This window comes from Rhodococcus qingshengii JCM 15477 (assembly GCF_023221595.1).
GTDB lineage: Bacteria > Actinomycetota > Actinomycetes > Mycobacteriales > Mycobacteriaceae > Rhodococcus_F > Rhodococcus_F qingshengii.
Genome location: NZ_CP096563.1, coordinates 797,007 through 809,577, shown reverse-complemented (window position 1 = coordinate 809,577; position 12,571 = coordinate 797,007). Strand labels below are relative to the sequence as shown.

Annotated in this window: 12 protein-coding genes; 5 read left to right on the top strand and 7 right to left on the bottom strand. The window is 63.4% G+C overall.

Annotated features, from left to right (window positions below; all coding sequences use genetic code 11):
- The first annotated feature begins 10 nt into the window (after nucleotides 1-10).
- Nucleotides 11-808 (top strand): helix-turn-helix domain-containing protein, encoded by a 798-nt coding sequence (locus M0639_RS03685; protein ID WP_031332820.1) that lies wholly within the window; start codon nucleotides 11-13, stop codon nucleotides 806-808.
- A gap of 4 nt (nucleotides 809-812) precedes the next feature.
- Here M0639_RS03685 and M0639_RS03680 read toward each other — a convergent pair whose 3' ends face one another.
- The gene (locus M0639_RS03680; protein ID WP_003945426.1) at nucleotides 813-1,802 is read right to left on the bottom strand and encodes an iron-siderophore ABC transporter substrate-binding protein; all 990 of its coding nucleotides are present in this window, start codon (nucleotides 1,800-1,802) and stop codon (nucleotides 813-815) included.
- Nucleotides 1,803-2,002: 200 nt separating this feature from the next.
- Here M0639_RS03680 and M0639_RS03675 point away from each other — a divergent pair, with 200 nt between their 5' ends.
- Both M0639_RS03675 and M0639_RS03670 read left to right on the top strand, forming a co-directional pair.
- Nucleotides 2,003-3,631 carry an ABC transporter transmembrane domain-containing protein gene (locus M0639_RS03675; protein WP_058039249.1) on the top strand — a complete coding sequence of 543 codons (1,629 nt, stop codon included), beginning with the start codon at nucleotides 2,003-2,005 and terminating at the stop codon, nucleotides 3,629-3,631.
- Nucleotides 3,628-5,409, top strand: coding sequence for an ABC transporter ATP-binding protein (locus M0639_RS03670; RefSeq protein WP_064075130.1), 1,782 nt, complete (start codon nucleotides 3,628-3,630; stop codon nucleotides 5,407-5,409). The genes M0639_RS03675 and M0639_RS03670 overlap by 4 nt, the downstream gene beginning before the upstream one ends.
- Nucleotides 5,410-5,443: 34 nt before the next feature.
- Here M0639_RS03670 and rlmB read toward each other — a convergent pair whose 3' ends face one another.
- The 5 genes from rlmB to carD are packed head-to-tail and all read right to left on the bottom strand — an operon-like array spanning nucleotide 5,444 to nucleotide 9,510.
- Nucleotides 5,444-6,415, bottom strand: a complete 972-nt coding sequence (gene rlmB, locus M0639_RS03665; RefSeq protein WP_003945749.1) for a 23S rRNA (guanosine(2251)-2'-O)-methyltransferase RlmB — start codon at nucleotides 6,413-6,415, stop codon at nucleotides 5,444-5,446.
- A gap of 2 nt (nucleotides 6,416-6,417) precedes the next feature.
- Nucleotides 6,418-7,812 (bottom strand): cysteine--tRNA ligase, encoded by a 1,395-nt coding sequence (cysS, locus tag M0639_RS03660; RefSeq protein WP_003945830.1) that lies wholly within the window; start codon nucleotides 7,810-7,812, stop codon nucleotides 6,418-6,420.
- Between the two features lie 11 nt (nucleotides 7,813-7,823).
- Nucleotides 7,824-8,300 carry a 2-C-methyl-D-erythritol 2,4-cyclodiphosphate synthase gene (gene ispF, locus M0639_RS03655; RefSeq protein ID WP_064075129.1) on the bottom strand — a complete coding sequence of 159 codons (477 nt, stop codon included), beginning with the start codon at nucleotides 8,298-8,300 and terminating at the stop codon, nucleotides 7,824-7,826.
- Entirely contained in the window at nucleotides 8,301-8,999 is a 699-nt protein-coding gene (gene ispD / locus M0639_RS03650; RefSeq protein WP_003945606.1) for a 2-C-methyl-D-erythritol 4-phosphate cytidylyltransferase, read from the bottom strand.
- Between the two features lie 22 nt (nucleotides 9,000-9,021).
- Nucleotides 9,022-9,510, bottom strand: coding sequence for an RNA polymerase-binding transcription factor CarD (gene carD / locus M0639_RS03645; RefSeq protein ID WP_003945666.1), 489 nt, complete (start codon nucleotides 9,508-9,510; stop codon nucleotides 9,022-9,024).
- A 265-nt stretch (nucleotides 9,511-9,775) separates the two neighbouring features.
- On the opposite strand from carD, the gene M0639_RS03640 reads away from it, so the two are divergent.
- Together M0639_RS03640 and radA are read left to right on the top strand one after the other, a co-directional pair.
- The gene (locus M0639_RS03640) at nucleotides 9,776-10,411 is read left to right on the top strand and encodes a copper chaperone PCu(A)C domain-containing protein (protein ID WP_007726888.1); all 636 of its coding nucleotides are present in this window, start codon (nucleotides 9,776-9,778) and stop codon (nucleotides 10,409-10,411) included.
- A 98-nt stretch (nucleotides 10,412-10,509) separates the two neighbouring features.
- Nucleotides 10,510-11,943 (top strand): DNA repair protein RadA, encoded by a 1,434-nt coding sequence (gene radA, locus M0639_RS03635; protein WP_003945739.1) that lies wholly within the window; start codon nucleotides 10,510-10,512, stop codon nucleotides 11,941-11,943.
- A 23-nt stretch (nucleotides 11,944-11,966) separates the two neighbouring features.
- Here radA and M0639_RS03630 read toward each other — a convergent pair whose 3' ends face one another.
- Nucleotides 11,967-12,527 carry a PaaI family thioesterase gene (locus tag M0639_RS03630; RefSeq protein ID WP_003945494.1) on the bottom strand — a complete coding sequence of 187 codons (561 nt, stop codon included), beginning with the start codon at nucleotides 12,525-12,527 and terminating at the stop codon, nucleotides 11,967-11,969.
- Between the last annotated feature and the right edge of the window lie 44 nt (nucleotides 12,528-12,571).

The window sequence follows — 12,571 nt, the reverse complement described above, 5'->3', positions numbered from 1 at the left end:
TGATCCACCGATGAGTTCCACAGGATTTCCGTACTGGGCTGTGCCGGCAGGCCGGTACGTTCCGCTACCCTTCTCGATGACGACGTCCACCATCGGGCGTGATCAGAAGCGCGCGTGGCGTGAGATCCGCCATCCCGAACACGAACTCCTCTGGGGCGCTTCCGGCGAGATGAGCGCGTACATCGACGACGTTCGTTGGCAGATACCACCGACGGTCGGCATGTGGATTCCGGCTGGAACTCCACGGCGCATCACGCTCGGCGCATCCACCGAGGCTCGTTTCACCTATTTCCGGCCCGAGTCGTTCCCCCACCCGTGGACAAAACCCGCGATCATCGGCATCGACGACGTCGTCAAGACGATGCTCATCCATCTGCACCAGCGAAATATGCCTACCGAGGCTCGCTTGCGCGCCGAATCCGTAGTCTTCGACACGCTCGCGCCCATCGAGGCGGCTGATGTCGCAGTACCGATGCCCGCCGATCCCCGGGCCCTCGCCGTCGCACGCCGCCTGATCGCCGACCCCGCCGATCAACGCGGGCTTGCCGATTGGGCCTACGTGGTCGGCGGAAGCCCCCGCACCCTGAGCCGCGTGTTCTCTCAAGGCACGGGGATGTCCTTCACCGAGTGGCGAATTCAAGTTCGCGTCCGCGCTGCGATGTCCTATCTCGCTGCGGGCGTTCCTGTTTCGACGGTAAGCCGTCGCGTCGGATACGAAACCCCCAGCGCCTTCACCAGCGTGTTCCGCAAGGTCACCGGACGCACACCGAAGAACTACTACTCGGACGCGTGCGAGTTGTCAGCCTAACTGGTCAGAACCCGTTCATCTTCGAGACCAGTTCCGCGAAAGCATATTTGACGCTCAGCGACGTGGGTGAAGCCAAGGCCATGACTCGTGCCAGACCGAGCTGCTGAATCAGCCTGCCGTCCTTGACTGCCGGCAGGTCGGCAAACAACTTGTCCCCCATCAATCCGGGGAGCCCCTGCCCACTCGCGTCGTTGAGCACGATCACGTCCGCGTCCAGTTCGTTGTACTGTTCGCGCGATGCAGTCACCGACCCCTGGGTGTCGCCGCACAGCTCTGCGCTTCCGGCCGACTGCTTCAGTCCGAGCTGGGACATCAGGATGACTCGGCCGTCGTCAGCGCAGTAATTGGTGAGCCCGTCGATGTTTCCCGAGAGGAAGGTCAAGGTTTTCCCGTTCAGATTCGGGGATCCGGCAGCCAGGTCGGCTATGGAATCGTCAGTTTCCTCGATCAGCTCGGCAGCCCGCTTCGGTTGGCCGAGTACTGATCCGATGGTCGACAACTGTTCCTGCCACGTGGTCGCCCATGCGGTCTCCTTGAACGGAATGGTGGGTGCGATCTGGGAAAGACGTGCGTAGTCGTCTTCGGTGATTCCCGAGACCACTGCGATGATCACGTCCGGCTCCAACGCCAGGATCTGCTCGAACGGCACACCGGACGTGCTGTCGAGCAACGTGGGTTCGACATCGCCCAACAATTCTTCGTCCCACGGCAGGATGCCGTTCTCCAAGCCTGCCCCACTGAACGACTCCATGGCGACGGGTGTCTTGCCCAGTGCGAGGACCGAATCCTGGCTGTTCCAGCCGATCGTCACGATCCGCTGAGGTTCGGTCTCGATGGTGGTCGACCCGTACGCGTGATCAACGGTGACCGGCAGCGCGCCGGCCTCGGCCAACTGCGTCGTGCCCTCCGACGCTGTTGACTCGGTGCTGCTCTGGCAGCCTGCGAGCAGGGCAATCGCGGCCAACGCAGCCACTATTCGGGTAGTGCTCTTCATCTTCTGTCAGCTCTCTTCGCAAACGTACTTTGTTTCGACCAGCCAGGTATATCGAGACCCGATCCCGGTAATGGGGTGTCGATACTCCATCTGGCCGCTGCCGCGTAGCCCTTGGCATCTGCGAGCACTTTCCGCACTCGCACCGGCTCTACCGTAGAACTGCACAACGAGTGTTCAGATCTGGGCGAGGAGTTTCACGAGTGTCAGCGCTGCCCGAAACTCGTTCCGGTCCGATGGAGATGATCCGAGTCGGATCATTCTCCTCCGGACGCGGCCCGCGACTGGTTGCAGCCGTCACCGGGCAGGCGTCGTATCAGGTAGCTCAAGCCCTCATCCCGGTGCTGATCGGCACCGTCGTCGACCGGGCAATCGGAAAGTCCGACAGCACAGCACTTCTCGTGTGGCTTGCGGTGCTGTGTGCTCTGTTCGTGGGACTCGCTCTGTCGTGGCGCATCGCAGTTCGCCTGAACACGCAGGTCTTCGTCTACGGCGAACACGACCTACGACTGAATGCTGCCAGACGAGTACTCGATGCCAGGGGGATGAAAGCTCAGCGTTCGACCGGTGAAGTTCTCACCATCTCTACCTCGGATGCCTCACACGTCTCGGGCTTTTCCTGGGTTGTCGCCGAACAGGGCTCGGCTTTTGCGGGGCTCGCCGCGGCAGTGATTTCGCTTGCCTTCGTCTCGTGGCCGCTCGCACTGATCGTCGTACTCATCACCGCTGCGCAGCTCATATTCATCCACAGGATCAGCGGTCCACTGGACGAGCGCGTGTATGCAGAGCAGAAGAAGGCAGCCGAGGCAGGCATGCTTGCAACGGATTTCACGCTGGGCCTACGAGTACTGAAGGGTTTCGGGGCTGAACCCACCGCCCTGTCGCGATACGTCAACGCGAGCCGGGAGTCGATGAAGGCAGCGATCCGGACGGTCAGAGCAATGTCCAGCCTGACCGCGCTCAATTCCGGGGTCTCCGCGTTGGTGCTGGCTTCGGTTGCGCTTGGAGCCGCGTGGATGGCGCATCAAGGCACGATCACCGTGGGCAATTTCGTCACCGTTGTCGGCTTGAGCAGAGTGATTGCCGGTCCGATGGAAACGCTGGGGTTCTTCGGTGCCGAACTCGCTGCCAAGCGAGGTTCCGCGCGCAGACTTTCCGAACTTTTGGCCGAGCCACACCTGATCGAATCGCTGGCCGCCACGGCCACGACCGAACCTGCCAGAAGTGAAGACGCCCTATTGATTTCGGCGGACAACGGAACTGTCGTCTCAGCTCGACGCGGAGAAGTGGTGGGCGTGCGCGCTGACGATTCCGCCGATCGACTGGCACGACAACTCGCCTTTCAGACTCCGCTGGACCCCGACTCTTACTTCGTATTCGGCACCGATGCAACCGACCTCGGCCCGGACGGAGTTCGTGATCAGGTGTTCGTCTCCGCTCATGAAGGAACCGTGTTCACCGGCACCGTCTTCGACAATCTGGCTGCACCGAACGTCGACTCGTCGGCAATGACGTCATCTGCGCTCGACGACGTGTTGACGCATCTGCCCGACGGCCACCTCTCCGAGGTAGGCGAGCAAGGAAAGAAACTCTCCGGAGGTCAACGCCAACGCCTTCTCCTCGCCCGCGCTCTCCATCAACCCCAGCCGATCCTGGTCCTCCACGAACCCACCACTTCCGTGGACTCTGTCACCGAGCATCGAATTGCACACTCCCTGAGAAACTTCCCCGACAAGGCCATTCTGGTGATCACCTCGAGCCCGACCCTGCTCCATTCGTGTGACCGTGTCGTCACGATCGACCACGGCGTTCGGGAGGGAGAGTCGCTGTGACCGATACCCTTCCGGATGCATCTGCTGTTCCGGTTGTATCTGCCCTGCCGATCGCGTCGACCAAGCAGACCGTCCGCGCATTGATCGCACTGCTTCGGCCACGCAAGCGAGCGCTCGCACTCACGACCGTCGTGCTTCTCTCTGCTACGGCCTGCGGCCTGTCCACCCCGGCACTGCTCGGACTCATGGTCGATGCGGTCACGGAGGGCAAACCGTTTGCCTCACTCCTGCGTATCACCGCGTTCATGCTCGGCGCAGCGGCAGCAGGAGTTGCGCTGACCTGGTGGAGCACACAGCTTCTGGCGAATGTCGCGCAGAACGTGCTGGCCGATCTTCGCGAGGACGTGTTCGCCGCCACCCTCGCGCAGCCGTCGTCACTGGTCGAGGATGCCGGAACCGGTGATCTGATTTCCCGGGTCTCGGGCGACGTCGAAGCGGTAAACACCGTCATCGCGCGAGTACTACCCGCCACCGTGTCTGCCCTGTTCATGATTTCACTGACGCTTGTCGGTGTGGGAGTGATCGATTGGCGCTTCACCGTGGCAATCGTTGCCGTTGCGCCGATTCACTATTTCGCTCTTCGTCATTTCCTCCGACGCTCCGGACCCGTCTACCGACGCTCTCGCGCTGCGCAGGCCAGGCGGGGACAACAGCTCATCGAAACTCTCGGAGGCGCAGGCACTGTCACTGCCCTGCGGCGAACAGACGAGCACATCGGCCGAATCGCCGAGACCTCCGAGCATGCCATCAGCTTCGACATGCAGGCAGTTCGCCTGCGCACCAACTTCTTCGCCCAACTCAACGGCGCCGAACTGCTCGGACTGGCCGCCGTCCTGAGCGTCGGCTACTGGCTCGTGACCACAGGCTCGGTGTCCATCGGGGCCGCTACCGCCGCCGCCCTCTACTTCCACAGTCTGTTCAGCCCCATCGCGGTATTTCTCTCGAACATCGACGAATTGCAGGATGCGGGTGCCAGCCTGGCTCGCCTGATCGGAGTCACCGCGATGCCCGGGCGGCCCACGAGCATTCCTGCCTCGGCTCGGTCCGAACCCATCGGCGTCGAGGTGGACCGGGTTTCCTACTCGTACGACAACTCCACCCCGGTGATCGATTCGATCTCGATCTCGATCGCACCGGGGGAACGAATCGCCGTCGTCGGAAGCAGCGGCGCCGGAAAGACCACGCTCGCCAAACTGATTGCCGGCATCATTCCCGTCGGGGACGGGCGAATCACCGTCGACGGCACACTGATTGACGACCTGAGTGATGCCGAACTTCGGCACGACGTCGTCCTCGTCAGCCAGGAAGTTCACGTGTTCGTCGGGACGATCGCCGACGATCTCCGGTTGTGTGCACCAGATTCGGACGATGCGAAGATCGCCGAAGCCGTCGACACGATGAAAGCTCAATGGATTCATGAACTTCCGGACGGACTCGAGACCAGGGTCGGGGCCGGTGGGTACCAGTTGACGGCGGCGCAGGCACAGCACATAGCCCTCGTCCGACTGGCTCTGCTCGATCCTCCCGTCGTCATCCTCGACGAGGCGACTGCCGAAGCCGGAACCACCGCAGCCGGTCTACTCGATCAGGCAGCCGAGCTCGCAGTCGCCGGCAGGACCGCCGTGGTGATCGCACACCGGCTGAGCCAAGCAGTCCGCGCCGATCGCATACTCGTCATGAGCGGTGGCCGCGTAGTCGAGAGCGGGACACATGACGAACTGATCGGCGCGGACGGTTCCTACGCTGCACTGTGGGAAGCCTGGTCGGTGCGGAGCTAGAACCCCGCCAGACTCACCCGAAAGCCGTTACAACTCAGCTGCTACGACGCCTGCGGGCGATGTCCGCCAGGACGACTCCGGCGGCAACCGAGGCGTTGAGCGACTCGACCGGACCTGCCATCGGAATCGACAGGATCGCGTCGCAGTTCTCGCGGACGAGGCGCGAAAGGCCCTTGCCCTCGGAACCGACCACGATCACAACGGGACCGCTGCCGTCGAAATCGTCGAGAGTGGTGTCGCCCTCGGCGTCGAGACCGACGACCTGAACACCCTTCGATGCCCAGTCCTTGAGCGTGCGGGTGAGGTTGGTTGCCCGAGCAATCGGCAAACGAGCGGCAGCGCCGGCGCTGGTGCGCCAAGCGACAGCACTCACGCTCGCGCTACGACGCTCCGGAATCACGACGCCGTGTCCACCGAAAGCTGCGACCGAGCGCACGACGGCACCCAGGTTGCGGGGATCGGTGATGTTGTCCAGCGCGACGAGCAGCGGCGGCTCGGCATGCTTGCGTGCCTCCGAGAGAAGATCGTCCGGGTGCGCGTAGCGGTACGGCGGAACCTGCAGGGCGATGCCCTGGTGAAGACCGTTGGCGCTGAGGCGATCCAGATCGGTGCGGGGGACCTCGAGGATCGAGATGCCGGCATCCGCAGCGAGCTGAACGGATTCCTTCAGTCGATCGTCGCTCTCGGTGCCGACGGCGACCCACAGTGCAGTCGCCGGAACGCCGGCGCGTAGGCACTCGACCACCGGGTTGCGTCCGAGCACTGTCTCGGGACCGTCGAGAACCTTGCGGCCCGGACCCGGACGGCCACCGCGGCCCTGCTTCTCGTCGGCACGTGCGGCGCGCGCTGCACGCTTTGCCGCGGGATGCTTGGTGCGTGCCTCGGCGGGCGGCGTAGCGCCACGCCCTTCGAGACCGCGACGGTGCTTACCGCCGGAACCGGCAACCTGGCCCTTCTTGGTGCCGCCCTTACGGACTGCGCCGCGCCTGCTCGAGTTTCCAGCCATTGTTACTGCCCTGCCTTAAGGGACCATTCGGGTCCGTCGGGAGTATCGGTTACTTCGATACCCGCCTTGATGAGGCGATCGCGGACCTCGTCCGCCACCGCCCAGTTCTTTTCCGTACGTGCCTGCTGCCGACGATCGAGATCGGCCCGCACCAACACGTCCAAAGCTTCCATTGCCGTCTCGGTGTCGCCACCGGACTGCGTCCAATGCTCGTCGAGTGGGTCGACGCCCAGGATCGCGAGCATGGCCCGCACCTGGCCGGCAGCCACCCGAGCCGCGTCGAGATCACCGGCAGCGAGCGCGGAATTACCCTCGCTCGCCTTGCCGTGAATCTCGGCCAACGCGATCGGCACCGACAAGTCGTTGTCGAGAGCCGCCGCGAAACCTTCGGTCCACGTACCGAGTTCGACGCCGCCCGCACGCTTGTGTGTGCGCAGGACGAACGACTCGAGCCCCTGGTAGGACTTCGCACTTTCGTCCAACGCCTCGTCCGAGTACTCGAGATTGGAACGGTAGTGCGCACTACCGAGGTAGTACCGAAGTTCTTGCGGACGAACCTTCTTGAGCACGTTCGGCACCGAGAGAACGTTGCCCAACGACTTGGACATCTTCTCGCCACTCATCGTGACCCAGCCGTTGTGCAACCAGTACTGAGCGAAATCGTCGCCGGCGCACTTGGCCTGCGCAATTTCGTTCTCGTGGTGCGGGAAGACGAGATCGCGTCCACCACAATGGATGTCGAATGCCGCCCCGAGATAGAACTCCGCCATGGCCGAGCACTCGAGGTGCCAGCCCGGACGGCCGGGTCCCCACGGTGTCGGCCACGAGGGCTCACCGGGCTTGACGGCCTTCCAGAGGGTGAAGTCGCGAGGATCACGCTTTCCCTCGGCAGCGCTCTCGCCCTGATGAACGTCGTCGAGTTTGTGGCCGGACAGTGCGCCGTACTCGGGGTAGCTCTGCACGTCGAAGTAGACGTCACCGCCCGCCGCGTACGCGTGGCCGTTCTCGATCAGACGTTCCATCATCTCGACCATCTGCGTCACGTGGCCGGTGGCCCGTGGCTCGATGGACGGTGGCAGCACACCCAGTTGGTCGTAGGCCCACGTGAACGACCGCTCGAACGTCGCCGCCCACTCCCACCAAGGTCGACCGGCGCCGGCGGCCTTGTTGAGAATCTTGTCGTCGATGTCCGTCACGTTGCGCACGAAGGCAACGTCGTTGCCGTGCGCCAACAGCCAGCGACGCAGCACGTCGAAAGCGACGCCGCTGCGAACGTGTCCGATGTGAGGATCACCCTGAACTGTCGCCCCACACAGGTACACCGATGCATGTCCGGGGGCCAACGGAACAAAATCCCGAAGGGCCCGCGTACCGGTGTCGTATAGGCGCAGGGTCACGACCAGCGATCTTACCTGTCGTGTTCGGTTGTCATGACCAACGCGGTGGCCATGGCGGCGATCCCCTCGCCTCGACCGGTCAAGCCGAGGCCGTCCGTGGTGGTCGCGGACACAGAAACAGGCGCGCCCAGTATCTCGGAAAGCACCTTCTGCGCCTCGTCGCGACGCGGCCCGATCTTCGGACGGTTGCCGATGACCTGCACCGCGGCGTTGCCGACGGTGAACTGGTTCACTTCGAGCAGTCGACGAACCTCGGCAAGCATTCGAGCGCCGCTCACGCCGTCCCATTCGGGCCTGCCGGTGCCGAAAACCGAACCGAGGTCACCGAGGCCCGCCGCAGAGAGCAACGCGTCACACAGCGCGTGGACGGCGACGTCGCCGTCCGAATGGCCCGAGCACCCGTCTGCTTCCTCGAACAGCAACCCGGCCATCCAGCAAGGACGACCGACCTCGATGGGATGAACATCCGTGCCGAGACCGACGCGCATCTAATTTCCGTCCTGTGAATCCGCACTCAACGCTGTCTCCGAGCTCAGGAGCGCCCGTGCAAGGACCAGGTCGAGCGGAGTGGTGATCTTGAAGGCGAGAGCGTCGCCGGGAATCGTCTGCACCGAAACACCGAGACGCTCGACCAGAGCGGCGTCGTCGGTCGCGGCGACGTCACCGGCGTCGTACGCACTGCGCAGGACGTCGGTGGAGAATCCTTGGGGAGTTTGAACCGCACGCAACTCCGAACGCAGAGGCGTACCGGTGACTGCGCCGAGTACGTCGACCGACTTGATCGTGTCGGTAACCGGAAGTACCGGGATAACAGCGGAGCTGCCGGCTCGGAGAGTGTCGACGACGCGCGCGATCAACGCCGGCGGTGTCAATGCCCGTGCGGCATCGTGCACGAGCACAAAATCTGCGTCGCCGGCAGCACTGAGGCCGGCTCGAACCGAATCGGTTCTTTCGGCACCACCACCGACGACGTCGACGTCCGCTGCACGACCGAGGTCGGCTACGACGGATTCGACCAGTTCAGGCGGCACAATGACAACAACGCGGTCGATCGCTCCGGATTTCCGGAGTCCATCGACCGCGCGTGCAAGCATGGTGCACCCACCGAGTTCGACAAATGCCTTGGGCAACTTCTCGCCCAATCGCACTCCCCGACCTGCGGCAGGTACCAGGGCTACTACTGCCACTGTCAGCTTTGTTGTGTTGCAGTCAGGACGCGGCCGCGAGGACCTCGTCGAGAATGGTCTCTGCCTTCTCGGTGTCAGTGCCCTCGGCGAGCGCGAGCTCTCCGACGAGAATCTGACGAGCCTTGGCGAGCATGCGCTTCTCACCAGCGGAAAGTCCGCGGTCCTGCTCACGACGCCACAGGTCACGAACAACTTCTGCAACCTTGTTCACGTCACCTGAGGCAAGCTTCTCGAGATTTGCCTTGTATCGACGAGACCAGTTGGTGGGCTCTTCGGTGTGCGGTGCTCGCAGAACCTGGAAAACCTTGTCGAGGCCTTCTTGGCCGACCACGTCACGAACTCCGACGTACTCTGCGTTGTCTGCAGGAACCCGTACTGTGAGATCGCCTTGAGCGACCTTCAGAACCAGGTACTCCTTCTGCTCACCCTTGATGGTGCGGGTTTCGATAGCTTCGATCAGCGCCGCACCGTGATGGGGGTATACGACGGTGTCTCCGACCTTGAAAATCATGTGTCCCGTGCCCCTTTCGATTCCACTAGTTTAACACGTGAAAGAACCGACCACTCATCAACTGTGCAGGTCAGGGGCATCCTTGCTCGAGCGTAGGGGTTGACAGGGCTTGTTGTACGTGCATTCAACTGGTCTGGAGCACCCCTGCGTAACGGACTGAAAGCCCACGCAGACAACCGTTGTGGCGACCCGACGGCCAGCCCGCGGGACCTTATCTACTACTCTGCCTAGTGGAGTGCGAACCTGACGCCGTGGAGGACAAATCGTGACTGCTATCCGTAAGCCGACTCGTCGAGTCGCTACCGCCATTGCACTGGCTGCAGGCGCAGCCATCGCGCTGTCCGCTTGCGGTTCCGGACAGGTGAGCCAGACCGCCGTCCAGCAGGCCGCCGTGAACGGCAACAGCGCCGACCTCGGTGAGATCGCACTGCGCAACGTGCACATCGCTTACCCCTCGTCCGAGGAGTACAGCATCGAGCCGGGCGGCAACGCCGTGCTCGCGTTCACCGTCGTGAACGACAGCGCCGAGACCACGGACAAGCTCGTCAGCATCACCACCGATTACGCAGCACGCGTCATCGCAGGTGAAGAGGTAGGTGGCTTGACGATCAAGCCGCAGACGTCGCTGCAGGCCGGTCAGTTGCCCGCAGGCGAAGGCGCCGCGACCGAGGCCGAGACCCAGATCAAGAACAACGAAGAGAACGACGACGCACCCGCTGCGCTCTCTCTCGTCGTTCTGCAGGACATCAAGGCAGGCGTTCGCCCCGGCTTGACCGTCCCGATCACCTTCAAGTTCGAGAAGGCCGGATCGGTCACCGTCGACGTACCTGTCGACGCAGGCCCGCAGCTCGAGCGCAACGAGTCGGACAAGTCACCCGACGTTGCAGAAGCTGGGCACTGAGCCTCGAATCACCAAGGCGCACAATGCGCCTCGCAGAACAACTTCAGAATCACAATAGAGGCGGGGTCCATGTCGGACCCCGCCTCTAGTCTGTCCCGGTGGCCAAAGTGAAATCGAACTACCGCTGCTCCGAATGCCAGTCGGTAGTGCCCAAGTGGGTCGGTAGATGTCCGGACTGCGATTCGTGGGGCTCGATGACCGAGGTCGCCGTAGTGGCACCCGTCGCCAGTCGCGCCGGCGCCTCACTCGCCAAAGCAGGATCAAGCGCCGTGCTGCCTACGACGCCGGCCACGCCGCTGACACAGATCGACAGCACCTCGACGCAGGCCAAACCCACGGGGATCGGTGAGTTGGACCGCGTCCTCGGCGGTGGCGTCGTACCGGGTTCGGTGGTGCTGCTCGCCGGAGAACCCGGCGTCGGAAAATCGACGCTACTTCTCGAGGTCGTCTACCGCTGGGCGATGCGCAGCGCGGATGATCGAGCGTTGTACGTCACGGGCGAGGAGTCTGCCGGTCAGGTTCGGCTTCGGGCAGATCGCACCAACTCTGTCCACGAACGGATGTATCTGGCGGCCGAATCCGATCTCGCGACCATCCTCGGCCACATCGAGCAGGTCAAACCGACACTGGTCATCGTCGACTCGGTGCAGACCATGCTTGCTGCCGACGTCGACGGGGTCGTCGGCGGCGTGACTCAGGTCAAGGCCGTCACCAGCGCCCTGACCTCCCTGGCCAAGGCCAGTGGAATCCCGGTGCTTCTGATCGGCCACGTCACCAAGGACGGCGCCGTCGCCGGTCCGCGCTCGCTCGAGCATCTCGTGGACGTGGTTCTGCACTTCGAAGGTGACAAGCACTCCACCCTGCGCATGGTCCGCGGCGTGAAGAACAGATTCGGTGCGGCCGACGAGGTCGGATGCTTCGAGCTGAGCGAGCAGGGCATCAACGAGATCAGCGATCCGTCCGGCCTGTTCCTGCATCACCGTGAAGAAGCTGTGGAAGGCACTGCCGTCACCGTGATGATGGACGGTAAGCGACCTCTACTCGGTGAAGTTCAGGCGCTCGTCGCCGCCACGCCGCTACCGACACCTCGCCGAGCCGTCAGCGGGCTCGACACCGCCCGTGTGGCCATGGTTCTGGCCGTGTTGGAACGCCGCGTCGGAGTGTCGATCTCGAAGGCCGACGTCTACGCCGCGACCGTCGGCGGTATGCGGATGACCGAGCCGGGTGCCGATCTGGCTCTCGCCATTGCGGTCGCTTCCGCCGTGAAAGCCAAACCCGTCCCCAAGGGGCTCGTCATCCTCGGCGAGGTCGGACTCGCCGGGGAGGTTCGACGGGTTGCCGGGGTGAACCGACGGCTGATCGAAGCTGCCCGACTGGGATTCACCAGCGCCATCGTGCCGGTCGATTCCGGCCCGAACATTCCCGGCATGCGCGTCAACGAAGTGGCGAATCTGGCCGAGGCACTGGCCTACGCCGGATTGATGGGCGGCAAACAAGCCCCGTCTCGCCCCAAGCTCACGCCGGTGAAGTGATCGTCGTTCGGCCGACTACCTCGTCAGACCGACGAGGTGCCGAACGGGGACGTCGGTTCGCCGTCCACGAACTCCTTGGTCTTGGCGAAGTGTTCCGAGGTGATGGTCAGAAACAGTCCGCGGGAGGTTCCCACCACCGTGTCCGGATCCGCTGTCGGACCTTCGACGATCACCGCTTCTGCACTGGTGTAGACCTTGCGGCGTACAACACCGTCGATGCGAGCCCGGAATTCGAGCACCGATCCCAACGGGATCGGCCGGGCGAAGTCGATCTCGAGGTGCCCGGTCACCACCGGCGAGCCGAGAGCCATACATGCCATACCTTGAGCCTCGTCGAATGCCGTCGACAGAATGCCGCCGTGAATGACACCTGGACCGCCCTGATACTTCTTGGCGACCTCCAGACGACCGGTCACTTCCAGTCCGTTACCAGCCCTGAAACTCATCGCCATTCCCGCAGGCTGGTCGTCGCCGCAGCCGAAGCATTTCGACCAGTGCTGAGGCAGCTTCTCGCCGGCGGCCGGAAAGAATTCGACCGGCTCCGGGACAGTCAGGTCATCAGGCAGGGTCCAGGTACTACTCATGGATAGGTAATCTAAACGGGGATCCGTCCGGCGCAGGCATCGGA